Source organism: Microbacterium galbum, from assembly GCF_032464915.1.
Classification (GTDB): domain Bacteria; phylum Actinomycetota; class Actinomycetes; order Actinomycetales; family Microbacteriaceae; genus Microbacterium; species Microbacterium galbum.
Map to the genome: position 1 here is coordinate 865514 of NZ_JAWDIS010000001.1, position 25705 is coordinate 891218.

A 25705-nucleotide genomic window follows, 5' to 3' on the forward strand; every position below is an offset into this window, starting at 1 on the left:
CCCGAACATGTAGCGTATGACACTCGTGGGGCGCAGCCGGAATCTTCGTCGTGCGGGCGCTCTTTCTGCCCGCTTCCTCATCGTGGGCGCGATCAGCACCGCGATCGAGATCGCCGCCTTCAATCTGCTGCTTCTGACGGGGATGGGTCCCGTCGCGGCGAAGATCGTCGCGTCGCTCATCGCCCTCGTCAACGCCTATATCGGCAACCGCGAATGGGCTTTCCGTTCGCGCGCACGAACGGGTGCCGGGCGGCAGATGGTGAAGTTCCTCCTCGTCAACGCCGCCTGCACGGGTCTCGGTGCGGGTGCCGTCTGGCTCGGAGCACGCGCGCTCGAGGCCGTATTCGGAGCGGCTGACCCCGTGGGTCTCAATGTCGTCAACCTGTTCGCGATCGGCGGGGTCACCGTCATCCGGTTCGTGCTCTATCACTTCGTCGTGTTCCCACCGGCGCGGACGATTCCAGCCGCCGAAAGCCCCTCGGGTAGGCTCGCCCCGTGAAAACCGCCCCCCGCGTGCTCGGCACCTTGTCTCTGCTCGCCGCGCTCGCCTCCATCGGGGTGCAGCTCGCGGTCGTCGCGCGCCTGTGGGCGGCCTTCGTCGAGACACTGTCGCTCACGGGCACCCTCGCCTTGAGCGCCGCGGGTGCGGTGCTCGGCCTGGCCCTCGCTGTCGTCGCGGTGATCCTGCGACGCGGCTCGGTGGGCGTGCTCGCCCCGATCGCGGGACTGATCAACCTCGGCCTTCTTGCGGCATACGCCTACCTCTTCGCGGTGCTCTGAGTCACCCCGCGGACCGGCGTCGTCAGGCTCCTGACAAACCGCTGTACCCGATCAGCCGCACGCCGTCTCGGTCACACTGGTGCGCACCGGGTTGACCATGGGGGTGTGCACGAGCGACACCTCGCCGCCGTCTTCGGGCGCGCCCTCGAAGGTCATCGTCAGCGTGTGCGCCTGCTGCAGCCCGTTGACGACCCACATGCGACCCACGGGGCGGCCGAGGTGTTCACCATTGGTGATCTCGACGTCGGTCCCGTCGATCGTCGCGTTCACGAATCGCGCGCCACTGGGCCCGTAGAACTGGATGTCCGTCCCGATCGTTCCCTTCGGGTAGTGCCGCGCGCCGTCGACGTAGTTCACAAGACCGTCCGAGGTCGCTTGGTCGAGCGCATTCACGAAGGTCACCGTCGTGGTGTACGTGGGCACCGCAGAGCAGCGGTCGGCGACGACGTCGGCGGACATCCAGGTGTAGAAGCTCAGCTTGCCCTCGGTGAGGTCGTTGACGAACACACCCAGCGTCGTCTGGTCGGGGCCGTCGCTCTCCGGCAGCGGGCCGGACAGACGCGATCCGTCGAATGCGGACTCGATGCCGTCGTCGAAGGAATGGAAGTAGACCCTGTTCTCGTCGACCGCCTGAACAACGGCCGTTGCGAAGGGGACAGGCTTGAAGTCGCCGGAGGAGACCGCGTCGAAGACCTCCACGGCAGCTGAGGCGAAGAACGCGTCCTGGTCGTCGTTCTTGGGGTACCTGGCGTAGACATCGCTCAGCAGGATCTTCACCGCGTCGTTCGAGGTCAACTTGTCACCGGTCGCCAGCGTGATCGGACCGGTCGCCCGGAGGATGTACGACAGCACCACGGGGTCGATGGAGATGACCCCGTCGATCTGCGTGCCGAACGACTCGGTCCAGTAAGCCTTGGCGAGTTCGGCCGACAGGGTGAAGTCGGGCGTCGACGTGATGTCCTGCGAGTACCGACCGACCTTGTCGTCGTAGAGCTTCACAACCTCGGGGTCGAGGTCGATGATCGGCGTCTCGCGCTTGTTCGTGAAGTCACGGCTCGTCGCCTGCGCGGCGATCTCGAGCTTGCCGCCGTCGAAGCGGAGCATGACCACGGATGCCGGGATGCCGCCGGTTCCGCGCGCCTCAGCGTTGTTCTGCACGAGGAGCAGGTAGTTCTTCGCGCCGTCGGCGCCCATCATCGTCGACAGGTGCGGCATCACGGCGTTCGCGCGAGACAGCGCCGGCTGCAGGGCATCGACGGCGCCCGTGAGCTGCGAGAGCGGCCCACGCAGCATGCCCGGCGTGTCGGCGAGGTCGACGCCGGAGAGGGCATCGGCCGCGCGCTCTCCGGCATCCGCCGCCGTCGACACCGGGCCGGCGAGTGAAGAAAGCGCGGCGATGTCGAACACTCCCCCCGTCGGGCGCAGGAGACCCGGGTCGATGTCGGACAGGGCGGGCAGGACGCCTTGCGCCAGCTCATCGATCGCGACAGTCGACTCTCGGACCGCGTGCAGAGTGGGGCCCACGAACGGTGCTTGCTCCGCCACCCACCAGAACGGGGTGTCGGCTGCCCCGCGCGCGGCCGCTGCGTGCCCCTGCAGCGTCTTCACGGACGCCTGAACGGCTGCCGGGTCGTCGCCCCCGAACTCGTCCTGCAGTTGAGAGACCACGGGCACGGCGGCGCGCAATTCTTTTTGCGCGATGAATGCGCCGATTCCGACCGCCGCGACGACGATGACGAGAAACGCCGCGACGACGCCGAGCGCGATCCACGCAATTCTCGTGGGGCTCAGGCGGGTGAGGGAGATACGCGACATCACATTCCGTTCACGCCGCGAGTCCAGGGTCCGGCGTCGTGCGCAACAGGGCCCATCGCGCAAATCGGTATGCTAGCGGAGTCGAATGGAAAGACGGTTGATGCGCAGAGCGCTCACCCTGGGGGCTCATTCGACTCCTACCCGCCGAAAGACGAGGAGCCGCGTGGGATCCGACCGCACGCCATCCGTCGCCATCATCGGCACCCGGGGGTATCCGAGCTATTACGGCGGATTCGAAACCGCGGTTCGCCGGCTCTCTCCTTACCTCGTCGATCACGGCTGGGATGTGACCGTGTACGGGCGTCCCGGGTCGATCGAACCCGACGATCCCGAACGCGACCGCCGGGTGGTCTCACGGCAGACGAAGGGAGTCGATTCGCGCGCTCTCAGCACGTTGTCGTACGGGTTCACGTCCACTTTCGATGCGGTTCGTCGCCGACCCGACGTCGCGCTCATCATGAATGTCGCGAACGGCTTCTGGCTCCCGATGCTGCGCGCTCGTGGCATCCCCACGATCGTCAACGTGGACGGTCTCGAATGGGAACGCGAGAAATGGAGCGCGCTGGGGAAAGCCGTCTTCAAAGCGGGCGCACACGTCACGGCCAGATGGTCCACGGAACGGGTCGTCGACGCACGTACCATCGGTGACGCGTGGCAATCGCGTTTCGGCGTCGGGGGCGAGTTCATCCCCTACGGTGCCGACGTGCCCGCACCGTTGCCCGTCGAACCCGGCTTCTCGCACCGCGGATACGCCTTGCTGGTCGCACGTTTCGTGCCGGAGAACACCGTCGGCCCGTTCTTCGACGCCGCCGAGCGCCTGGCCGAGACCCACGACGTGATCGCTGTCGGCTCGGCGGGCTACGGCGGCGAGCTCGACGACCGCGCGGCCGCCCTCGCCACGCGTCTGCCCCGCTTCCACTGGTTCGGCCATGTGCACGACGACAACCGCCTCCACAGCCTCTGGCAGCACGCCGGCGCGTACTTCCACGGCCACAGCGTGGGCGGCACCAACCCCGCTCTCGTACAGGCCATGGCCGCGGGGGCGCCGATCGTGGCGCGCGACACCGTGCACAGTCGCGAGGTGCTGGGAACGGACGCCGGCGAGTTCACCGGCCCGGCTCCGGCCGACATCGAGAACTCCCTCCGTCGACTACTCGACAGCCCCGAGCGACAGCAGCAGCTCAGCGCGGCGGCGGTGCGGCGCGCCCGCGAGGCGTACTCGTGGGAGAGCGTCAACGCCGCGTACGAACGGCTCCTGCGCGCGCACCTGAACCCCGCGGGCGACCGTAAGAACGAAGCGCAGGAACGGGAACGCTGACGCCATGGGCATCGCCGGGAAGATCATCCACGAGCAGCGCGAGCGCCTGCGCGAGGCCGGCAGCGACCGGTGGCGCATCGTGAGTGCGCAACTCGCGGCGAAGGTCGGGCCGATGGCCGCGCGAGGGGCTCTCCTTGCCCCCCGTCTCGGATCCGTCCGGGGCCTGCCGTTGATCGGGCGGGGCGTGCGCGTGCGCAACCCTCACCTCGTGCACGCCGGTCGTGACCTGGTCGTCGAGGACTTCGCCGAGATCCAGGGTCTCAGTCGAGACGGCATCCGGTTCGGCGACGGCGTCTCGATCGGGACGGGGTCGCTCATCCGCCCGAGCAGCTACTACTCTCGCGCGATCGGCGTCGGGCTCGTCATGGGTGACGGCAGCAGCCTCTCCCCCGGGTGCTACATCGGCTGTTCCGGCGGGGTGACCATCGGCGAGAAGACCATGCTCGGCCCCGGTGTGCGCGTCTTCGCCGAGGATCACGTGATGAGCGACCCCTCGCTCGACGTGAAGTCGCAGGGCGTCGAGTGGTCGCCCATCACCATCGGATCCGGATGCTGGATCGCCAGCGGTGTGACCATCACTTCCGGCGTGACGATCGGCGACGGCGCCGTCGTCGCCGCCGGCGCGGTGGTGACCCGCGATGTGCCCGCCGGCGCGGTCTACGGTGGCATCCCCGCCCGGGAGTTGAAGTCGCGGAGCGCCGAGTGAAGACGCGTCGCTGCATCGTCATCCACCCCTCCGACGAGATGTACGGCGCCGATCGCGTGCTGCTCGAGGTGCTGCGGACGGCCCCCGACGATCTCGACATCGAGGTCTGGTTGCCCACCGACGTGGAGTACCCCGAGCGACAGCTGACGCGGGCGCTCGAGGATGCCGGCATCCGCGTGCGTCATCTCGCTCTGCCCATCATGCGCAGGGCCTATCTGCGCCCGGCGCGGCTGCCGGCGCTGGGATGGAGGACGCTGACCGCGAGTGTGCGCCTTCTGGCGGCTCGTCCTCGGCTCGTCTACCTCAACACCGCCGCTGCGGCCCTGGCCGCACCCGCTGCTCGCGCGTCGGGCGCACGTGTGGTTCTGCACCTTCACGAGCACATCGACGAGCGCTCGCGTGCCGTCGTCCCCTTCCTCCGTTTCGCGCATCGCATCATCGCCGTGAGCCGTGCGGTCGCCGACGTTTTGCCCCCGCCTCTTCGCGCGCGCACCCGGGTCGTGAACAACGGTTTCTCGGCGGACGCCCCCACCGACCTGCCTCCCTTCACCGATGGCATCCGCCTGATCATCGCGAGCCGGTGGAACGCCTGGAAGGGCCACGCCGTCCTGCTCGCCGCGTGGAACGCCGCGCGACGCGACGATCTGCACCTCACGGTGCTGGGCGACAAACCCCCGAGTGGCGAGGCCGTCGATGTTCCCGCCCTGGTCGCGGCCTCTCCCCGTCCGCACAGCATCACGGTCGTCGGCCCGACCTCGGAGGTGAGGGCACACCTCGACGCCGCGCACGTCGTGGTGGTGCCGAGCACCTTGCCCGACCCGCTGCCGACGATCGCCATCGAAGCCCTCGGCGCGGGACGTGCCCTGCTCGCCAGCGACGGGGGCGGTCTGCGCGAGATCGCAGGAGACAGCCCTCTGCTGGTCGCCCCGGGAGACGTTGCGGCGTGGACCCGCGCGCTGGAGGGCCTCGACGAGGACACCGTGCGCGCCGCCGCGTCCGCCGCTCGCGCTCGCTTCGAGCAGTTGTTCTCTCGCGACACCTTCGATCAGCTCATGCGCGACGAGCTCTGGAACGAGGTCGCCCGGTGACGATCTCGACCGCCTCGGCCTTCCAGCGGCCCTCGCTGACCGGGCGGACCCGCCTCATCACGATCGCTCTCATCGCCGCGGTGGTGGTCAGCTCGTTCCTGGGCCGGTACGACGCGGAGATCCTCGGGTTCCGCGTCCGCGTCGAACAGGTCGTGCCGCTCGTGCTGGCGGGATGGATGCTGATCCATCCGGTGCTGCGGTCGGCGTTGTTGCGCGCGCTGCGGCACCCGGTGCCCCTCGTGTTCGCCGCCTTCGTCGCGTGGAACATCGTCACGACACTGATCTTCTCGCCGAGCCTGACGTGGAGCGCGTCGATCCTCATCTGGCTGCTGATCGATCTGCTGTTGCTGCTGTCGATGATGGCCCTCGCCGAGGGCGCCGACTTCGCCGGCCGGCTCGGGAGACTCTCAGTCGCTCCCTGGGCGCTCGTCGGCTTCGCCGCCTACGTCGTCGCGAACCTCACCCGCGGTCAGGTGGCGCTCGGCGCCGACTTCGACTATCTCTACGAGGTCTACGTCGCCCGCGTCACCGCGATCGAGGCCAACATCTACGCATCGATCCTGATCTTCTGGACGCTGCTCGCGATCACCCGGCGCGGCATCGGTCGCTGGGAGACAGCGGCGATCGCCGTCTCCGTGCCCCTCGGTCTCGTGGCTTCCCAGACGCGCACGGCCGTCTTCAGTCTCGTGCTCGGTCTCGCGGTGTTCGGCGTGTTCACCGTGTTCTCGCTGCGCTCGAGCTGGCGGGAACGCGTCCGGCGCATCGCGCCCGCTCTCGTGCTGATCGGGACGCTCGTGGTCACCTACGGCATCGTCGCCGCGCTGGGCGGCACCGAGCCCGCGGATCGCACCCTGCCGGAAGCGACGGCCTCCGCACCGTCCGCGACGAGCGCCCCGGCCGTGACGCCGACTGCGACCCCTTCCCCCGCCCCCACCCGGGAGCCCGACCCGACCAACCCCGAGCAGCAGAACAAGATCGGCGACGTCGACTTCCAGGGCGGCACGATCGGCTTCCGTCTCGAGGTCGCCGGTCTCGCCGCGCAGGAGATGAAGGGCGTCAACCTGTGGTTCGGCAACGGCACGAACACCTTCGGCCTGCGACACGAACAGCCCGGCACCCCCGGAGTCAGCGGGCACATCATCATGCTGCCCGTGCAGGTGCTCTACGACGGAGGGATCGTCGGTCTCGGGCTGCTCGTCGCACTGTTCGTCGCGGTCTTCGTGTGCGTCCCTCGCGCGCGCAAGCCGATCGCGGCGGGTCTGCTCGCCTCGTACCTGCTGTCGGCGACCCTCACGAGCATGTTCTGGTTCGCGATCACGTGGATCCTCATCGCGGTGCTGCTGCGGCCCCTGACCGAGGACGAGCGTGACCTCGACCGCTCCTGAGGCGCCCCGGCCCCATCGCGCCCGCAGCGTCGCCCTGCTGACCGGGGTGTCCGCTCTCTCGGCCATCTCCCCCCTGATCGCGCTGCCGCTCATCACGCGCGCCGCGGGCCCCACGGGGTTCGCGGAGATCGCGATCGGTCAAGCGCTCGGAACCCTCGCGGCGACCCTCATCACCTTCGGCTGGGCCGTGCGCGGGCCGGTCGAGGCAGCGCGGTCGCCGCACCCCTCGCGCGTCTTCCGCGCCAGCATCGTCGTGCGGGGTGCGAACAGCGTGCTGATCCTGCCCGTCGTGGCCGTCGTCGCCGCTCTCGCGAGCCACGCCGACGATCACGCGCTCGCGATCGTCTCGGCCCTGGCCTTCTCGCTGCAGGGGCTCTCCCTCAGCTGGTACGCGGTCGGCGTCGGCCGGCCTCTGCTGTCGCTCGTGTTCGACGCCCTCCCCCGCATCGTGCTGAACCTCGTCGGAGCCGTTCTGGCTCTCGCCACCGGCATCCCCCTGCTCTACCCGGTGATCCTGCTGGCCGGAACCTTCGCGGCGTTCGTCGTCGCCACGTGGCTGATCGGCCTGCGTGAGCGGTTCGCGGTCGGCGAGACCCTGCTCGACGCACGGTCGGCCTACCGCGGGGGCTGGCGCACGGCGCTGGCCGCCGGCCTGCTGACGTTCTCCGAGACGGCGCCGTTGTCCACCCTCGGCGTGGCCACCTCACCCGCGGCGATCGGCTTCGCCCCCTTCGATCGCGTGCTGAAGTACGGCTACATCGGCGTGTACATGATCACGTCGTCGTTCCAGGGGTGGGTGTCGTCCGCGGCCGGAGCCGCCGGGCTCCGTCGGATGCGCCGCGCGGTCGGCATCCACGGGCTGCTCGCGATCGGGCTCGGCGCCGGGTTCGCGCTGGTGGTCCCCTGGGCGACCCCGATCGCGCTCGGTCCGGGCTTCGAGATCGCCCCCCCCACCGCTCTGTTCGGTGGCATCGCCCTCGCCGCGATGACCCTGGCGACCGCCCTCGGAATGTGCGTCGTCCTGCCATCCGGGCGCGACGGCGCCTATCTGGCCTCGGTCTGCGTGGCGGCCGTGCTGATCGTGCCCGCGGTCCTCATCGGCGCGGGCCTCGGCGGGGTCGCGGGCGCCGCCGCCGGCGTCGCTGCCGTTCAGCTCGCGGCTTTGCTGGCGCTGAGCGTCGCTGCGGTGCCGGTGCTGCGCGGTCGGTGACCCTCGTCGCGGCCGATCAGGCCAGGAGGTAACCGGCGGCCGACATCGCGACCCAGACGGCGGTGAAGATCAGACCGGCGAGCAGAGGCCCCCACGGCCGACGCGACAGGGCGACGAAGACGGATGCCGCCAGGCCGAGGCCGATGAGGAGAGCACGCGGCATCCCCGACACCGTCGGGGAGAACACGGCCGGCACGACGGCGAAGGCGAGCGTCGACGCGGCTGCAGCCGTGACCCGGCTCCACACCGGCGTCAGGCGCGTGGCGGCGAAGGACTCGGCGGCGGGGTAGACGAAGAAGATCGCGAAGAACGTCAGGCCCAGCACGACGATGAAGGGTGCGGCGACGCCGAGCACGAGCCAGCGGGGGGACAGGGCCGCGAGAGCGGGGAACCCGAGATCAGCGGCGAAGACGCCGGTGAGGAACGGCAGGATGACACCGAGCACGAGGGCCCACAGCACGTCGAGCGCCCGCAGCGAGAAGAACCCGGCGAAGCGCGTCCGGGCCGCCAACGCGAGTCCCGTCGCGCCCAGGATGAGAGCTGCGGCGAGAGCACCGATACTGCGGCCGACGTCGCCGTCGAAGGCGAGCGAGGCGAGCGAGCCGACAGCGAGGGCGACGACGAGCGCCCCGAGCGCAGCGGCAAGGGGCTTCCACGTGCCGGCGAAGCCCGCGCCGCGCCGCGGTGTCGAAGACGCTCGGCCTACGCCCCGGCTCTCGGGCCGCTCCGCGGCCGTGCCGCCGATGTCCGCCGGGATTGTAGAGTCGCCGCCGATCTCGACGCTGTTGGCGACGCGTGCTTCCCGACGGGATCGTCGGCTCGGGTCGACGGCAGCATCATTCACCCGCTCAGCATACGGGTTCCACCCGCGGCGCCCGGGTGGAGGACGCAAGGCAGCCGCGAGGCACTGCTGCGGCTTGCGCGCCAGGGTGAAGACTCAAGTAGGCTCGCGCTCACGCGAAGGATGAAGTGGGGACGACCGGAACGCTGATGGCACGCACACGTCGCCGTGAGGGGAGCCGCACCGCAGCCGCTCCGCCCGGGGCACCCGGACCAGCCAGCGAGCTGGTCCCGCTCCCCCACAATGTGGCGGTCGAGCTGCTCGCCGCGGCCGTGAACGATTTCGCGGAGCTGCACGGCATCCGCGTTCTGACGATCAAAGGTCGTGTGCTCGCGGATCAGGGACTTCGCGCGGTCCGCGGTTCGTCGGACGTCGACGTCCTGGTCGATCCGTCGGCATTCGAACGCCTGTGGCGCCTCCTCCGCTCGAGCGGGTGGACCGATCGCGACAAGGCCGTCCTGGTCGAGCTCCCTCGAGAGGGATCCGTGCTCGCGCCGCACGCGCGAACCCTGGAGCACCCGCAGTGGCCCTGTCACCTGGACCTCCATCGGTACTATCCGGGATTCCTGAGCCCCGCTCAAGACGTGTTCGACACCCTGTGGGAGGCCCGCTCGACGATCGAGCTGGCGCACCGCGTGTGCCCCGTCCCCTCTGCGACCGACCACTGGCTCGTCGCCGCTCTCCACGCCGCCCGCTCCCGCGATGCCGTCCAGCTGCTCGATCTCGAGGAACGGGCAGCCGAGCGCCTGAGCGCGGACATGGGCGACCTCTCCCGACGAGCTGTGGCGACGGGAGCAGTCGGACCCCTCCGCGACACCCTGAAACGGCTCACCGGCGATACCTTCGCCCTGTCGCCCGAAGCGGACCGGCTGACGGCATTGTGGCGACGACGCGTGGAGTCGCCGGACGACCTCCCCGAGACCCTTGCCGAGCAATTCGCCGGCGCGAGCTGGCCGGCCCGCGCACGCCTGGCGGCTCGTAAGCTCGTCCCCAGCCCACGCTTCGCTCAAGCGTTCTTCGGCGTCGCCGACGATCCGCTCAGCCTGCTCCGCTTCTACCTGCGGCGCATCGTCACCGCGCCCGCCAAGCTGCTCCGCATCCTCGAAGCTGCACGTCGACGGAGGTCGTGAATGACTCACTCCACGCCCGTGTGGCAGCGCTCACCCGGAATCGGTTGGACGCGGGACGGCTCGGCGGCGTACATCGCGCTCCCCGCACGGATGACGCCGTTCGCCGTCATCCGGCTGTCCGATGTGGGCGTCGCGATCTGGGAGCTGATCGACGGGCTTCGCGACGAGGATGAGATCGTCTCGGAGATCGTCCGCGTCTGGGAGGCGGACGAGGCCGACGTGCGGCCGACGGTCGCCTCCTTCATCGATGCACTCGCTACGAAGGGCGTCGTGCAGCCGAGCGACGGCTGAGCCGGTCGGCTGGACCCGTGAGCGCGCTTCGTCAGCGGGCCGCTCGGCGGGAGCGCCGCGAGGGCGAGGCACTGTCGCCAGTCGTCGACGCCGCCACCGCTGTGCTCCGGCGGATGCCGGGCCCCTCATCCACGCGCGCTGACGTTCGCGCCTTCCCTTTAGAGGCCTTCGCGGGTCCCGCTGCCGTCACCGTCTCCGGAGTCGCCGATGGCGGTGCCGCGTAGTAGTCCCCGGTGTACTGGTAGTCGTCGTAGCCGCGGCCGCGTCCGCGGACGGGCACCCGGTTGATGACCACCCCGAGGCAGCGCGCGTTCGCCTTCTCGAGGTTGAGCATCGCCTTCTTCAGCGTCTCGATCGTGGTCTTGCCGACGCTGGCCACCACCATCACGCCGTCGGCATGGTGTCCGAGCACGGCGGCGTCGGTCACGGGGAGCAGCGGCGGTGCATCGATGATGATCGTCGCATCCGCCGACAGCGTGCGCATGAGATCGCGCATGCGCTCCGAGCCGAGGACCTCGGACGGGTTCGGGGGAAGCATCCCCGCTCCCAGGACCAAGAGGTTGCCGTCGACGCCGACCGGCTGCGCGACCTCATCGAAAAGAGCGCGACCGGCCAGAACGTCGGTGAGGCCCGCACCGTCGATCAGGCCGAAGATGTTCGCCACCATGGGCCGTCGGAGGTCACCGTCGATCAGCACGACGCGTTGCCCGCTCGCCGCGAGCACGATCGCGAGGTTCGCGCTGGTGGTGGACTTTCCGTCGCCGGGGAGCGGGCTGCTGATGACGATCACGCGCGGAGGATTGTCCACGTCGATGAATTGGAGGTTGGTGCGCAATTCGCGGAGCGACTCCGCCACGCGGAAGAATTTCGCACGCGCTCCGCCGCTCATCCCCCCGTCGAAGGGAACCAGCCGACCGGTGTCGGTGAAGGACTTCTCAAGAGGAATGGTGCCGACGACGGGATGCCCGGTCTCGCGTTCGACCACCTCTGCAGATCGGATGCGGCGGTCGAGAACGTATCGGACCACGGCCCCCGAGACTCCCGCAGCGAGACCGATGAGACCGCCGACGGCCAGCGCGATACGCCAGTTCGGCGAACTGGGCGAGCGGGGCAGCTGAGCGGAATCCCCCGCGATGAGCTGCACGAGCGCCTGGCCCCCGTCTCGCGATTCGAGACGCGAGATCTCGGACGACATCGCCTGGATCCACGCCTGCGCGAGATCACGCGCACCCTCGGGCGTCGAGGCATTCGCGACGACGAGGAGGTTCACTGTGTCGACGGGATTGCTCACGCGCACCTGATCGACGAGCGTCTCCGGGCGGGTGTCGAGCCCCAGCTGAGTGATGACGTCTTCCGCGACCGACCGCCACGTGCCCAGATCGATGTACGACTTGACCTTGGACTTCGCGAGGTTGTCGGCGATGAGCGCGGATCCGGTGTCTTCACCCTGGCCCGTCACGGCGACGAAGCCGCTGGCATCCGCGGTGTAGACGGGCTTCTGCAGGGCGACCCAGCCCGCGGCGGCCCCGATGCCGAGGAGAGTGCCGAGAAGCAGCCACACCCAGCCCACTCGGATGATGCGCAGGTACGTCTGCAACTCCACCGGACACACTCCCTTTCACGCCGTCATCGCGACAGCCTCGCCCCCCCGGGCGTCTCAGCGCGAATTCCGAGGAATGCCTCGGGCACATGATTCTAGAACCCGCCCGCGCGTCTCCGTGAACACGAACGAGCGCATTCACACTCTCATTCTTAGCGTCCGGAGAAGGTCGGCGTCGACCGACGTCATGCCGAGGCGGACGACGTCTCGGACAGAGCACGTCGCATTGTCCGCTCCGATGCGAATCCGCTCTGCCGCGCAATGCGCTGCACGGTCATTCCCGAATCCGCTCGGACCTCGAGGAGGGCACGGGCGAAATCGACGCGGAGCGAACGGAGATACGTCGACGGCGACGTCCCGCGTTTCTCGAAGAGGCGGTGGAGGTGTCGCGACGACACGTGCAGCTCCGCCGCGGCGGCCGCCACCGAGAATCGCGGATCGGTGAACCTCGACTCGAACAGCAACCGCACGCGATTGAACGTCGAGGTCCGCGCCGCCGCGACCACCTCGCGCTCCCCCGCGGAGAAGAACAACGCGAACGCGATGTCGAGGAGCGTCCTCTCCATGACCATCGCTTCGACCATGCTCAATGACGGCCGCATTCCCGCGACCGTCGTCACGTATGCCCGCGCCGCCAGGGCGGCCGTCGTGAGGGACGGCCGACTCGAGACGCGATCAATGTCGAGGCCGAGGTCCTCCACCGCCGCCCGCGGAAGCCACAGCGTCGCCGCCGCTCCCCGGCTCCAGACCAGGCGCAGAGGGAATCCGTGGCGAAGGACGATCGGCGCGCGGTCCACCCCCTCGCGCGGGGTGTCGCCCTCGACGGTCGCCTGCGCCTCGTCCACGGGGAAGACGATCCCGATGTAGCCGGTATCGCCGGCCTCCGACCACAGCCACAGATCACCGTGATCGACCGCGTGCAACGTGATCGCGGCGCGCCCGGCTGAGGTGACACCGGCCGGATGCGGAATGCGCGACATCCGCAGGTGGTCCCGCAACAGCGCACGGATCGGGGCACGATCCGCGTCCGGATCGACCGCCAGGGTCGACGATGCGATGCTGCTCATTCGACCCCCCAGCCTCGATCGCAGCGTTGCTTGTCAGGGGGTGTGGTTGCACGGATAGACGGTGTGAGCAGCACTGCGCACGACCGCACCACGGCGCCCCGCCCCCGCCCCCTTACATTCGGGAGACGGGGCGCCGTGATCCTCCACCGCACGGTAGCGGCCAGCTTCTTCCGACAGTCAGCCGCCCTGGCGGATACCGGTAGACAGGTCAGTAGTCGCGTCGGTAGTCGGCAGGCCCTCCGCCGGCGATCCTCCGTAGCCCCCGGTATCCGGCGCGGACGTCAGAGGATGCCGGCTCCGACCGGGACCAGGATCGAAGACGACGCCACGAGCGTGCGTCCCGGGAACACGATGGTCGCGGTGACGGGGAACGACGCCAACGCATTGATCCCGACGCCCGTGCTGACGCCTGCGAGGCCCCACACCACGGGGATGTCGAGGGTCCCGTTCGACCCGACGCTGAAATTCTTCGACGTGGTGAACGACGTCTGCGGGAATCCGTACTGCGATCCGAGCGCGCTCTGGTACACCGCGGTCCGCTGGCCGGGCGTCGTCAGCGTGCTGTCGAACCGATAGACCCCGAATCCGCGAGCGCGTCCGACGGAGACGTTGATCCCGACGGGGCGCTGCACCGTGATCGTCACGGTCGCGGTTCCCGACAGCGCGCCGGCGCCGTTGGTGACCCGGAGCGTCGTCGGCACCGTGATCGCCACCCCGGCGGTCGCCGTAGACGCCGAGTCGAGGACATTGAGGGTCAGCAGGCTCGTCACGTCGTCCGTGAGGGCCACGGCGGCGTTGTTCACCGACGCGGAGGCCGCAGGAGCCGCGACAGCGGCCGCGATCACCGGAACCGACCACGCGGCGCCCTTCAGAACGGTACGCCGCTCGATCCCCCGCGCCGCACCCGTCGCAATCGTCGCCTTGTCCGATGACAGCTCTTCCAACATCGATTCTCCCCTTTTGCGAAAAAGCGGGAACCGGTCGAACCCGCCACGCGATCGTCGCGAGGGGGGCTACTGGTCGGCATCGGTAAGGTCTCATCACGGCCGCGAAAGGTCCGAAAGTGACCGGTCGGGAAATGCGAAACAGGCGCCGCGAACGGCGCCTGAATGTCGGAAACGGACGCCGTCAACGGCATCCGGAAACGACAAAGGCCGGGCCCGAAGGCCCGGCCTGTGCCGAGTGAAGTCTGGAAGGACTTACTTGAGGATCTTGGTGACGGTACCGGCACCGACGGTGCGGCCACCCTCACGGATCGCGTAGCCGAGGCCCTCTTCCATGGCGATCGGCTGGATGAGCTCGACCGACATCTCCGTGGTGTCACCGGGCATGACCATCTCGGTGCCCTCGGGCAGCGTGATGACGCCGGTCACGTCGGTGGTGCGGAAGTAGAACTGCGGGCGGTAGTTCGTGAAGAACGGGTTGTGGCGGCCGCCCTCTTCCTTGGACAGGATGTACGCCGTGCCCTCGAAGTTGGTGTGCGGGGTGACCGAACCGGGCTTCACGACGACCTGGCCGCGCTCGACGTCGTCACGCTTGGTGCCGCGGAGGAGCAGACCACAGTTCTCGCCGGCCCAGGCCTCGTCGAGCTGCTTGTGGAACATCTCGATACCCGTGACCGTGGTCTTCTGCGTCGGGCGGATGCCGACGATCTCGACCTCGGAGTTGATCGCGAGGGTACCGCGCTCGGCGCGACCCGTGACGACCGTTCCACGACCGGTGATGGTGAAGACGTCCTCGATGGGCATGAGGAAGGGCTTGTCCTTGTCACGCACCGGGTCGGGGATGGAGGAGTCGACGGCCTCCATGAGCTCGACGATCGAGTTGACCCACTGCTCGTCACCCTCGAGAGCCTTCAGGCCCGAGACGCGCACGACGGGGGCGTTGTCGCCGTCGAAGTCCTGCGACGACAGGAGCTCGCGGACCTCGAGCTCGACGAGCTCCAGGATCTCCTCGTCGTCGACCATGTCGCTCTTGTTCAGCGCGACGAGCAGGTAGGGCACGCCGACCTGCTTGGCGAGCAGGACGTGCTCGCGGGTCTGAGCCATCGGGCCGTCGGTGGCGGCGACCACGAGGATCGCGCCGTCCATCTGAGCGGCACCGGTGATCATGTTCTTGATGTAGTCGGCGTGACCGGGGGCGTCGACGTGAGCGTAGTGACGCTTGGGGGTCTCGTACTCGACGTGCGAGATGTTGATCGTGATGCCGCGCTGACGCTCTTCGGGCGCGGAGTCGATCGACGCGAAGTCACGCTGAACGTTGGTGGCCGACGGGAACTTGTCGGCGAGCACCTTCGAGATGGCAGCGGTGAGCGTGGTCTTGCCGTGGTCGACGTGACCGATCGTTCCGATGTTCACGTGCGGCTTGGTCCGCTCGAACTTGGCCTTAGCCACTGGGTCCTCCTCAGGACGTTGGTTGCGAGGTCTCGGGCGCTGGATTGCGACCGATTCTTCGCGGGGATGGTTCTCAGATTACTAGAGAGTCGGTATTCAGTTTGTGCGGATGCCGGGAACCCGAGCAGAACCCGGGATTCCCGGCATCCGTGAGAGCGGTGTTACTCGCCCTTGTTCTTCTGGACGATCTCGTCGGCCACGGCCTTCGGGACGTCGGCGTAGCTGTCGAACTCCATCGAGTAGACGGCACGGCCCGAGGTCTTCGAGCGGAGGTCACCGATGTAGCCGAACATCTCGGACAGCGGCACGTTGGCCCGGACGACCTTGACGCCGGCGGCGTCTTCCATCGACTGGATCTGGCCACGACGCGAGTTCAGGTCGCCGATGACGTCGCCCATGTACTCCTCGGGAGTACGCACCTCGACGGCCATGATCGGCTCGAGGATGGTGGGGTTCGCCTTGCGGACGGCCTCCTTGAAGCCCATCGAGCCGGCGATCTTGAACGCCATTTCCGACGAGTCGACGTCGTGCGAAGCACCGTCGAGGAGGATCGCCTTGACACCCACCATGGGGTAGCCGGCGAGCACGCCGACGTTCATGGCGTCCTGGAAGCCCTGGTCGGTCGGCGAGATGTACTCGCGCGGGATACGACCACCGGTGACCTTGTTCTCGAACTCGTAGGTCTTGTCGGCCGTGACCTCGAGGGGCTCGATCGCGAACTGGATCTTCGCGAACTGACCCGAACCACCGGTCTGCTTCTTGTGGGTGTAGTCGTGACGCTCGACCGCCTTGCGGATGGTCTCGCGGTACGCCACCTGGGGCTTTCCGACGTTGGCCTCGACCTTGAACTCGCGCTTCATGCGGTCGACCAGGATGTCGAGGTGGAGCTCGCCCATGCCCTTGATGACGGTCTGACCGGTCTCGGCGTTCTGCTCGACGCGGAACGTCGGGTCTTCTTCGGCGAGCTTCTGGATGGCGACACCCAGCTTCTCCTGGTCGGCCTTGGTCTTGGGCTCGATGGCGACCTCGATGACCGGCTCCGGGAACGTCATCGACTCGAGGACGACCTGGTTCTGCGGGTCGCAGAGGGTGTCACCGGTGGTTGTGTCCTTCAGACCGATGACCGCGTAGATGTGACCGGCGGTGACGGAGTCGACCGGCATCTCCTTGTTGGCGTGCATCTGGAAGATCTTCCCGATGCGCTCCTTCTTGCCCTTGGTCGCGTTGACGACCTGGGCACCGGAGTCGAGGTGACCCGAGTACACGCGGATGTAGGTGAGGCGACCGAAGAACGGGTGCGTCACGATCTTGAACGCGAGCGCCGCGAAGGGCTCCTCGCGGTCGGCGTGACGCTCGATGACGACCTCTTCGTCCTTGGGGTCGTGCGCCTCGATGGCGGGCACGTCCAGGGGCGAGGGGAGGTAGTCGACCACGGCGTCGAGCATGGGCTGCACGCCGCGGTTCTTGAACGCCGAACCGCACAGCACGGGGTAGACCTCGCTGGCGATCGTCATCTTGCGGATGGCGCCCTTGATCTCCTCGTGGGTGAGCTCTTCGCCACCGAAGTACTTTTCGAGCAGGGCGTCGTCGGACTCGGCGACGGTCTCGAGGAGCTTCTCGCGGTACTCCTGCGCCTTCTCGACGAGGTCGGCCGGGATCTCCTGGATCTCGTACTTGGCGCCCATGGTGACATCACCCTTGGCGTCGCCGGGCCAGACCAGGGCACGCATGTAGACCAGGTCGACGACGCCGACGAAGTCGTTCTCGGCACCGATCGGGATCTGGAGCACCAGGGGCTTGGCCTTCAGACGGTTGACGATGGTGTCGACCGTGAAGTAGAAGTCGGCGCCCAGCTTGTCCATCTTGTTGACGAAGCAGATGCGGGGGACGTCGTACTTGTCGGCCTGACGCCACACGGTCTCGGACTGGGGCTCGACGCCCTCCTTGCCGTCGAAGACGGCGACGGCACCGTCGAGCACGCGGAGCGAACGCTCCACCTCGACGGTGAAGTCGACGTGACCGGGGGTGTCGATGATGTTGATCTGGTTCTTTTCCCAGAAGCACGTCACAGCAGCGGAGGTGATCGTGATGCCACGCTCCTGCTCCTGCTCCATCCAGTCGGTCGTGGCCGCACCGTCGTGCGTCTCGCCGATCTTGTGGTTGACGCCCGTGTAGAACAGGATGCGCTCGGTCGTCGTCGTCTTGCCGGCATCGATGTGCGCCATGATGCCGATGTTGCGGACCTTGTGGAGGTCGGTGAGCACGTCTTGTGCCACGGGTGTCTTCCTTACCTGTTGGGAGGTTGATGCCGGGCCCATCGGAGGGTCCGCGACCGGGGTTCGATCACGGACCCTCCGCGGGTTTTACCAGCGGTAGTGCGCGAAGGCGCGGTTCGACTCGGCCATCTTGTGGGTGTCTTCGCGGCGCTTGACCGCGGCACCGAGGCCGTTCGAGGCATCGAGGATCTCGTTCTGCAGACGCTCGGTCATCGTCTTCTCACGACGACCCTTCGCGTAGCTCACGAGCCAGCGCAGCGCGAGCGTGTTGGCTCGGTGCGGCTTGACCTCGACGGGAACCTGGTAGGTCGAGCCACCGACGCGGCGGCTCTTGACCTCGAGGGTGGGACGGACGTTGTCGAGCGCCTTCTTCAGCGTGGCGACGGCGTCCTGGCTGTTCTTCGCCTCGACACCCTTGAGGGCGTCGTAGACGATCGACTCGGCGATGGACTTCTTGCCGTCGACGAGGATCTTGTTGACCAGCTGGGTGACGACGGGGGCGCCGTACACCGGGTCGTTGACGACGGGACGCTTCGGGGCGGGACCCTTACGAGGCATGGTTCTCAGCCCTTCTTCGCGCCGTAGCGGCTACGAGCCTGCTTACGGTTCTTGACAGCCTGGGTGTCGAGCGCACCGCGGACGATCTTGTAGCGGACACCGGGGAGGTCCTTCACACGACCACCACGGACGAGCACGAGCGAGTGCTCCTGGAGGTTGTGACCCTCACCGGGGATGTACGCGGTGACCTCGGTGCCGTTGCGCAGCTTGACGCGGGCGACCTTGCGCATGGCCGAGTTCGGCTTCTTGGGGGTCGTCGTGTACACGCGGGTGCACACGCCGGCCTGCTGGGGGTTCGACTTCAGCGCGGGAGCCTTGGTCTTCGAGACCTTCGGCGAGCGGCCCTTGCGAACCAACTGCTGAATGGTTGGCACGTTCTCTCCTTGATTGGCCGGGCGGTTCCTCTCGGGCCGCCCGGGGTGCTGCACGGTGACAGCGGTCGTGTCTCCCCCGTCATGTCGCTCATCTTGCGATTCGTGACGTGTCGGGCTCACGTGTGATCCACCGCGCGTCAGAATGATCGGACGCGGTTGTGGTGGATATGCCGTGGGGGTGACCTGTTCGCAGGCCAGTCCCTGAGATGGTGCGAGCGTTGATCCGCACGACCTACCCGAAGGCACGACGCACGGCGCGCGTGAACGCACACCCGCTCAATGATACGCGTTCCCCGGAGGACGGGCAAACGTGCACGCGTCTCCCCCAGCCGACGGTCAGGATGCCGCCCGCTCAGCCCAGGAGCAGCACCGCCGCCGCCGCGCCGGCGGCCAGCAGCAGGACCACCGCGGTACCGATCAGCAGTGCTCGCCAGGCGCCCCGTCGAGCCGGCCGCGGCCGCACGAGGGCGGGATCGTCGCGGAGCCCGGACCGCGCAGGCGGCACGGAACGCGCCACCCGGATCGGCGCATCGACCCGCGGATCGTAGATCTCGCGCCCCAGGGCGGCGGGCACCCGCGCCTCACGCACCGCCCCGTCGACGGCCTGCGGTCCCGCGTCCGCCGACCGTCGGCTCGCGGAGGCATCGGCCGCATCGGCACGACGCGCGCGTCGCGCACCCGCCTGGGTGTCGCCGACTCCGTCGGGCGCGCGACGCGGTCGAGTGCTGTCGTCGGGTGACTCGTCGACGGCGGGCGCGGACGAGCGCCGGGCACGGAGCCCCGGCTCGGTGTCGTCGACGGGGAGAAGTTCCGGGCTGCGCGCCGTGCGCTCCTGCACCGGGGCACGACGCACGGTCGCGTCGTCGAGCTCCGCCTCCGGAGCGGCGGGCCGCGCGACCACGGTGCGATCGTCGGCGTCCGCTGCGGTGTCGACGCGCCGGGCGATCACCGTCTCGTCGTCCGGCTCCGCAACGGCATCCGCACGACGGGCGATCGCCGTCGGTTCATCCCGCTGCGCCGCAGCATCGACGCCACGAGCGGCGGCCGCCGCGTCGTCCGGCTCCCCCACGGCATCCGCACGACGAGCGATCACCGTCGCGTCGTCCGGCTCCCGCACGTCGGAGCGCACGGTGGCGTCGTCGAGGTCGTCCGCGTGGGACCGCACGGTGGCGTCGTCGGGGTCGTCTGCGTCGGCGGCCGCGGGTGAGCCGCCGTCGGCCGCGGCCGGCGGATTCGCCGGCCAGGGCCGCAGTCGGCCCGCCCACAGCGTGACCTCGTCGGGATCGTCGGCTCGGTCGAACGGGCCGCTCACACGTTCCTCCGCGTGAGGCGCACCTCCGCGTCGCCGAGGAAGAACCGTTCGCCCGCCTCGATCTCCTCGCCGGGGGGAGCTTCCACCTCGGTGCCCATGAGCGTGGCGAACAGCACGCCGTTCGTCGACTCCAGGTCGGTGACGTACCAGGTGTCGCCGCGCAGCTCGAGGCGCGCGTGCGTCTTCGAGACCGTCCGCGTCTCGTCGACGATCGGGACGAGCTGAGCGTCGGGGTGCGCGGCATCCGGGCCGGGACGACGGCCGAGGATGACGACCGACGACGTCAGATCGACCGTCTCGCCGTTGGGGGCGATCAGCGCCCATGGGATGCGCTTGCGCCGCGCCACGACCGTGCGCTCGAGAGCGTCGAAGTCGTCATCCGACGGGACCTCCGGGCGCGTGTACAACGCCGACACCGACGTGCGGGCCGAGCGCGGAGCGCCCGCGTCGGGGGCGTCGGGTACGGCCGAGACCGCTTCGGAGAGCTCGGGGAACTCGTCGGCGGGGGTCCGGGAGACGCGGGGAGCGGAAACCGGCGTCGGCGCGGGCCGCGTGAGCGGTGCCTCCGGGATGATCGCGGGCGCCTCGTCCAGCTCCTCCGCCTCGCGGCGCGCGGGAGCAGCCCACGGCGACGGGCCGTCGTCGACGGGATGGTCGGGTGCCGCATCCGCCGAGGGGGACGCCGATGCCGCCGAGGGGATGGCCGACTCGACATCGGTGGGATCACTCGTGCGCCGCGCGGCCGGTGACGCGCCACGGGTGGGAGCTCCGGGCAGCAGCAGCGCGCGGGTCGCGAGGGCGTCGGCATCGGGCTCAGCCGGCGGCTCGGCGAAACGCGGGACCCACCCCGCCGGGGACTGCTCGGCATCCGGCTTCTTGTCGACGTCGGCGCGCCCGGCCTGCTGATCGGCCCGATCTCGCGGCGCGGCCCCGTCGGCCCCCGCGGGCGCGCCGTCGCGCAGCGCGTCGAGCACCTCGAAGACCGATCCGGATGCGGCGGGAACGGACCGGTCCGTCGAGCGGTGTCCGTCGAGACGGGCCGGCGCGAGATCGGTCGGCGGGGCCCAGTCGCTCGGGGACGGGACCGCATCGGCCAACGAACCGGCGGGGGCGGCGAAGGGCTGCACGACCGGCTCCGACACCGGCGGCGCCGCGTCGACGAAGCGGTCGGCTGCGGGGCGGTCGGCTGCGGGGCGGTCGTCCGGGGCGGGCTCGGCCTCGGGCGTCCACCCGCCGATCAGCGGGACGTACGGGCCCTGGAAGTCGCGTCCGCGGCGAACGGGGGCGGAGTCCTCGTCGGCACCGCGGGCGGCGTCGCCCTCCCACCGTGCGGAGCCGAAGCCGAGGACGCTGGCCCAGACGACGAGGAAGACGGCGCCCAGCACGGTGAGGCCGCCGCCCGCGCCGAATCCGACGGTGATGCGGTGGACCGCCACGACGAGGACCACGTAGAAGGCGATGAAGCCGAAGAGGGGCACGAGGTTGATCAGCACGAGCCACGGCGAGAACCCGCCGAGCTTCAGCACGGTGGCGACGTTGACCACCGGCACCCACGCCTTCCAGACCGGCTCGCCGATCTTGCGGAACATCGCGGCCAGGGCGAGGGCGAGCCAGACGTACAGCACCACGACCAGGGCGAGCGAGCTCGCTCCCAGGACCAGCGTCGTCGAATCGGTCATGTCGTGTCGCGCCCCGCCGCCGTGGCGGAACGCTTCCCCCTCTCGTCGCGATGCGGCGACCCCCGCCGAGAAGGCCGGGGGGCGAGGAACCGCAGGAACGATCTCAACGATACGGCCGCGCGCACTCGGCGCCAGAAGCCGCGCTGACGGGTGAGGACGCGACGTTCGTCGTCGACGATGCGCCAGAAGGCGGTGACCTCGTCGGGGGTGATCCGGTCGGCGGCGAACACGGCGCGATCGGCATCGGCGGCCAGGCGGATGCCGGAGGGCGTCGCGAACGCGTCAGCGACCTCGCGACGGGTCGATGCACGCGGCACGGAACGCCCCGCGTCGAGTCCGGCGTCGACGTACTCGTCCCACCCGCCGGCGATCGCTCCCCTCGGATCGGGGTCGCGTCGACGGCCGCGGCGGCGCAGCGCCTTGGCGATGAGCACGGCCAGGAACGGCCCGAACAGCACCAGCACGACGAGCACGGCGATGCCCGCGGTGCGCAGCAGCGGCCAGAGCCACGCGAGATCGATGCCCTCGTCGGCGCGGGAGTCGTCGTCGCGGGAGTCGTCCTCCTGCACGGGCTCGGGCGGGACGACCTCTTCGACGGTGTCGGGACGCACCTCGGTGACGTTCTCGGGGTCCTGCTGCTGGGTGACCTCGAGGCTCGGCGACTGCTCCCACTGCGGGGTGACGTCGACGGCCGCCCACCGACCGTCGGCGCCCTGGACCTCCGTCCACGCGGTGAGGTCGCGCGGTCGGCACTCCCCCGCGTCGCACGCCGACAGGGTCGGGTCGGCGGTCTCCAACCGCGTGCCGACGACGACGCGGGCGGGGAAGCCCAGTTCGCGGGCGATGAGCGCCGTCGCGACCGCGAACTGCTCGTCGTCGCCGACGGCGGCGACGTAATTGCCGGTCGCCTCCGCACGCGGGTCGTCCTCGCGATCGAGGAGACGCTCGAACATGCGGTCGATGCGCGCGAGGGAGTGACCCGAGGCGCTCGGCTGCAGCTGGTAGCCGGGGAGGTCGGCGGTCCACGCGGGAGCGGCGGTGCCCGGCGCGGCCAGGCTGTGGCTGAGATAACCGCGCTCCCGGAGCAGCTGGACGAGGGCCTGCAGGGCCGCGCCGTCGGAGCCTGTCGCGTGCTCCTCGACCCACCTCTTCAGGTTGTCTCCGCCCGACACCCCCTGCGGCGCTCCCGGAGGTGTCACGGACCCGAGGTCGACGGGGGCGGGCTCCACACCCGAGAGCTCGTAGCGGTCCCCCACGCGCAGGCCTCCATCGGAGGTCTGCACCCCCGCTTCGGCGGAAGCACTGTAGTAGAAGCGGTCGGCCAGAGCGCCGCGCCGATCGCCCTCGAACGTCGCCGAGGCGAGACGGCCGGCGGTCGGCATCCAGATCCCGTCGAGATCGACGATCTCCACCTCGGCTGCGATCGTGCGACCCTCGCCGGCGTCGCGGGTCGAAGGTAGGCGGACGAAGCCCGCTCCCTCCTCGCCCGAGGCGCGGAAGATCTCTCCGTCGTAGGCATCGAGAGTGGCCAACCGGATGCGCTCGGGCAGGGTCCCCTCGCCGCTCACACGGAACAGCACCTCGTCGGCCCGGGCGTCCGAGAACATGGCGCGGTACTGCGCGAGGGGACTCACGGCCTCGGCGATCTGCTCCTGCGGTCCGGCGGCGGAACGGAGGACCTCCCGCTCCGCTCCCCGCGACACCCACGGCACGACGGCGACCGTGACGACCGCGGCGAGGGCGACCATCGCCACCCCGAGCGCGGCGCGTCGGCGGTCGGTGCGAGAGCGCCCCGGGGCCACCTGCGCGGCGGAGACCTCGCTCGCGCGGCGGAGCGCGCGGGCACGCTCGTCGTGGGCGCGCCAGGCCAGCCACAGCACGGCCGACAGCAGCGCCGCCAGGCCCACCACCGTCTCCACGGGAGCGGCGAGGACGACGGGTCCGATCGTGAGCGGCGCGCTCGTCGCCGTGCGGCCGAAGAACAGGCCGAAACCGCTCATCCCGAGACCGGGGACGACCGCGATGGCCGCCCATCGGTCGGTGCGCCCCGCGAGCGCGAGGGCGAGCGCGGTGCCGACGAGGAAGACCACGAGGGCGGGGATCAGGAGGTTGCGGTACGCACCGACCGGCAGGTCGACGGTGACCAGGTCTTTCCAGGCGACGACCACGCCGGCATAGGACTCGCCGAGCCCGCGCAGCACGTCCAGCGGCGACGTCAGGCGCGACGGCACGGCGAGAGGGACGGCCAGGAGCGTGAAGGCGGCGACGAGCCCGGCGGCGAGAGCCCATCCGCTCCCGCGCCGCCACGCGACGAGCGTCACCACGGCCGCCCCGGCGAGGGATGCCGCGACGACGAGGACGAGGAACGACACGGCCGTGTAGATGGGCCATGCCGCCACCGCGGCGAGCGCCGCGGACACCGCGGTGTACAGCGCGGCGGCGGTCCACCGCGGCGCCGACGACGCCTCACGGCGACGCCGGGGCACGCGGTCGCGCGAGCCGCTCACGAGGTGGCTCCCCGCACGAGAAGACCGGAGAGGTCGTCGAGGGTGCCGATGGTGAGCACGGTGAGGCCCGCCACGCTCTGCATCCGCGGGTGCGCGCGTTCGTCGCAGATGACCGCGGCGACCGCGGTGTCGGCGGGGAACGCGAGCGCCGCCTGCCGCAGGCGGGCGAGGGGCACGAGGGAGCCGGTGACGAGGAACGCGATCGACAGGCGCTCGTTCGCCTCGGATGCCAGCCGGCAGACGTCTTCGACGGGCATGGTGTTCTCGTGGCGCTGGATGGCGCTGAACCCGTCCAGCATCGCCCGCGGGGAGACCACCGGGATGTGACGGATCGCCCGGAGCCGGCCCTTCACCACGCGGGGGATCTCCGAGCCCGTGACGATGTCGATGTCGCGCGCATCGCGCACGGCACGCAGACCCAACGAGGCGGCGGCCGAGACGGCGAGCTCGTACTCGTCGGCATCCGCGTACTCCTGGGTCGCGGCGGCGAGCACGACCGCCATCCGCGAGCGGCGCGACTCCTCGTACTGGCGGACCATCAGGCGCCCGGTCTTGGCCGTGGACTTCCAGTGCACCTGGCGCTGCGAGTCGCCGGGAGCGTACTCGCGGATGGCGTGGAACGACATGTCCGCGTCGACGAGACGCCGGGTCGCGTTGCCCTCGAGGTCGCGGACGAGTCCGGCGCTCGTGGACGGCAGGCCGACCGTGCGCGGATGGACGAAGAGGTCGTGGACGTCGTCGAAGGCGTGCTCGCGTCGCAGCAGTCCCACCGGGTCGCTGCGCACGGTGGTCACCGGCCCGACGCGCACGACACCGCGCGGCAGCGGCGGGATCTCGAGAGGCTCGGTGCTGCTGTGCCCCGGCCGCAGGAACGGCACCCCGAATTCGACGAGACCGCGACCGACGGGGATGTCGAGACGCCCCGGCAGCGCCGGCCGCGAGCTGTCGTTGCGGACGACGATCTCGCCCGTGACGCCGTTCCCGGCGGTGACGCGCTCGTGCTCGAGAGCCAGATCGACGTCGTAGGCGCGTGCGCCGAAGAGGAACGGGACGCTCATGAGCAGCAGCAGCAGCGCCGCCGAGCCCGCCACCATCCACTCGACCCAGCCGAAGACGACGCCGAGCGCGAGGCCCACTGTGGCCGCGATCGCGACGACGGCGCCGGCGGGACGGACGGTGCGCCCCGCCCACGACAGGGCCGCGGCGACCGCCTCGGTGATGACGCGCCATGTCTCGGCGGCCTGCACCGCGGCGCGCACGATACGGCGCTGCCGGCGGGTGGCGGTCGAGGTGATCGACGTGCGCGAGCCCGTAGCCACGGTCGCGGCCGAGGTGCGCGTGAGCCGCGACTCGGTGACGTTTGGATCAGGCATGG

The 25705-nt window shown here is 69.8% G+C and carries 22 protein-coding genes; 9 read left to right on the forward strand and 13 right to left on the reverse strand.

Annotated features, from left to right (window positions below; translation table 11 throughout):
- Positions 1-16 precede the first annotated feature (16 nt).
- Positions 17-499: a GtrA family protein gene (locus RWH45_RS04190; RefSeq protein ID WP_315993636.1), complete on the forward strand. Its 483-nt coding sequence runs from the start codon at positions 17-19 to the stop codon at positions 497-499.
- Positions 496-780 carry a hypothetical protein gene (locus RWH45_RS04195; protein WP_315993637.1) on the forward strand — a complete coding sequence of 95 codons (285 nt, stop codon included), beginning with the start codon at positions 496-498 and terminating at the stop codon, positions 778-780. The genes RWH45_RS04190 and RWH45_RS04195 overlap by 4 nt, the downstream gene beginning before the upstream one ends.
- Positions 781-831: 51 nt before the next feature.
- Here the strand turns inward: RWH45_RS04195 and RWH45_RS04200 are convergent, their stop codons facing one another.
- Positions 832-2595, reverse strand: a complete 1764-nt coding sequence (locus RWH45_RS04200; RefSeq protein WP_315993638.1) for a DUF4012 domain-containing protein — start codon at positions 2593-2595, stop codon at positions 832-834.
- A 163-nt stretch (positions 2596-2758) separates the two neighbouring features.
- Here RWH45_RS04200 and RWH45_RS04205 point away from each other — a divergent pair, with 163 nt between their 5' ends.
- The 5 genes from RWH45_RS04205 to RWH45_RS04225 are packed head-to-tail and all read left to right on the forward strand — an operon-like array spanning position 2759 to position 8302.
- On the forward strand, positions 2759-3913 hold the full coding sequence (locus tag RWH45_RS04205) for a glycosyltransferase (protein WP_315993639.1): 1155 nt from the start codon (positions 2759-2761) through the stop codon (positions 3911-3913).
- Positions 3914-3917: 4 nt separating this feature from the next.
- On the forward strand, positions 3918-4619 hold the full coding sequence (locus RWH45_RS04210) for an acyltransferase (protein WP_315993640.1): 702 nt from the start codon (positions 3918-3920) through the stop codon (positions 4617-4619).
- The gene (locus RWH45_RS04215) at positions 4616-5707 is read left to right on the forward strand and encodes a glycosyltransferase family 4 protein (protein ID WP_315993641.1); all 1092 of its coding nucleotides are present in this window, start codon (positions 4616-4618) and stop codon (positions 5705-5707) included. The genes RWH45_RS04210 and RWH45_RS04215 overlap by 4 nt, the downstream gene beginning before the upstream one ends.
- On the forward strand, positions 5704-7092 hold the full coding sequence (locus RWH45_RS04220; RefSeq protein ID WP_315993642.1) for an O-antigen ligase family protein: 1389 nt from the start codon (positions 5704-5706) through the stop codon (positions 7090-7092). Before RWH45_RS04215 ends, RWH45_RS04220 begins: the two co-directional genes overlap by 4 nt.
- Positions 7073-8302, forward strand: coding sequence for a polysaccharide biosynthesis protein (locus RWH45_RS04225; RefSeq protein ID WP_315993643.1), 1230 nt, complete (start codon positions 7073-7075; stop codon positions 8300-8302). Before RWH45_RS04220 ends, RWH45_RS04225 begins: the two co-directional genes overlap by 20 nt.
- A 16-nt stretch (positions 8303-8318) precedes the next feature.
- On the opposite strand, the gene RWH45_RS04230 is transcribed toward RWH45_RS04225, so the two are convergent.
- Positions 8319-9146 carry a hypothetical protein gene (locus tag RWH45_RS04230; RefSeq protein WP_315993644.1) on the reverse strand — a complete coding sequence of 276 codons (828 nt, stop codon included), beginning with the start codon at positions 9144-9146 and terminating at the stop codon, positions 8319-8321.
- 146 nt (positions 9147-9292) lie between these two features.
- On the opposite strand from RWH45_RS04230, the gene RWH45_RS04235 reads away from it, so the two are divergent.
- The gene (locus RWH45_RS04235) at positions 9293-10273 is read left to right on the forward strand and encodes a nucleotidyltransferase family protein (protein WP_315993645.1); all 981 of its coding nucleotides are present in this window, start codon (positions 9293-9295) and stop codon (positions 10271-10273) included.
- Positions 10274-10564 carry a PqqD family protein gene (locus RWH45_RS04240; protein ID WP_315993646.1) on the forward strand — a complete coding sequence of 97 codons (291 nt, stop codon included), beginning with the start codon at positions 10274-10276 and terminating at the stop codon, positions 10562-10564.
- Positions 10565-10595: 31 nt separating this feature from the next.
- Here RWH45_RS04240 and RWH45_RS04245 read toward each other — a convergent pair whose 3' ends face one another.
- The 11 genes from RWH45_RS04245 to RWH45_RS04295 all read right to left on the reverse strand — a co-directional run bounded on the left by RWH45_RS04245 (position 10596) and on the right by RWH45_RS04295 (position 25703).
- Positions 10596-12167 carry a tyrosine-protein kinase domain-containing protein gene (locus tag RWH45_RS04245; protein WP_315993647.1) on the reverse strand — a complete coding sequence of 524 codons (1572 nt, stop codon included), beginning with the start codon at positions 12165-12167 and terminating at the stop codon, positions 10596-10598.
- A gap of 182 nt (positions 12168-12349) precedes the next feature.
- Positions 12350-13231: a helix-turn-helix domain-containing protein gene (locus tag RWH45_RS04250; RefSeq protein ID WP_315993648.1), complete on the reverse strand. Its 882-nt coding sequence runs from the start codon at positions 13229-13231 to the stop codon at positions 12350-12352.
- Positions 13232-13512: 281 nt separating this feature from the next.
- Positions 13513-14178, reverse strand: coding sequence for a hypothetical protein (locus tag RWH45_RS04255; RefSeq protein WP_315993649.1), 666 nt, complete (start codon positions 14176-14178; stop codon positions 13513-13515).
- A gap of 252 nt (positions 14179-14430) precedes the next feature.
- Positions 14431-15624, reverse strand: a complete 1194-nt coding sequence (gene tuf / locus RWH45_RS04260) for an elongation factor Tu (RefSeq protein WP_076673648.1) — start codon at positions 15622-15624, stop codon at positions 14431-14433.
- 161 nt (positions 15625-15785) lie between these two features.
- Positions 15786-17900 (reverse strand): elongation factor G, encoded by a 2115-nt coding sequence (fusA, locus tag RWH45_RS04265; RefSeq protein ID WP_076673646.1) that lies wholly within the window; start codon positions 17898-17900, stop codon positions 15786-15788.
- Between the two features lie 87 nt (positions 17901-17987).
- Positions 17988-18458: a 30S ribosomal protein S7 gene (gene rpsG, locus RWH45_RS04270; RefSeq protein ID WP_013584050.1), complete on the reverse strand. Its 471-nt coding sequence runs from the start codon at positions 18456-18458 to the stop codon at positions 17988-17990.
- Between the two features lie 5 nt (positions 18459-18463).
- Complete coding sequence (rpsL, locus tag RWH45_RS04275) at positions 18464-18832, reverse strand: 30S ribosomal protein S12 (protein WP_013584051.1); 369 nt, start codon at positions 18830-18832, stop codon at positions 18464-18466.
- Positions 18833-19184: 352 nt separating this feature from the next.
- Positions 19185-20144, reverse strand: coding sequence for a hypothetical protein (locus tag RWH45_RS04280; RefSeq protein ID WP_315993650.1), 960 nt, complete (start codon positions 20142-20144; stop codon positions 19185-19187).
- Complete coding sequence (locus tag RWH45_RS04285; RefSeq protein WP_315993651.1) at positions 20141-21823, reverse strand: DUF5684 domain-containing protein; 1683 nt, start codon at positions 21821-21823, stop codon at positions 20141-20143. The genes RWH45_RS04280 and RWH45_RS04285 overlap by 4 nt, the downstream gene beginning before the upstream one ends.
- Positions 21820-24330, reverse strand: a complete 2511-nt coding sequence (locus RWH45_RS04290) for a transglutaminase domain-containing protein (RefSeq protein ID WP_315993652.1) — start codon at positions 24328-24330, stop codon at positions 21820-21822. The genes RWH45_RS04285 and RWH45_RS04290 overlap by 4 nt, the downstream gene beginning before the upstream one ends.
- Positions 24327-25703 carry a DUF58 domain-containing protein gene (locus RWH45_RS04295; RefSeq protein ID WP_315993653.1) on the reverse strand — a complete coding sequence of 459 codons (1377 nt, stop codon included), beginning with the start codon at positions 25701-25703 and terminating at the stop codon, positions 24327-24329. Before RWH45_RS04295 ends, RWH45_RS04290 begins: the two co-directional genes overlap by 4 nt.
- Between the last annotated feature and the right edge of the window lie 2 nt (positions 25704-25705).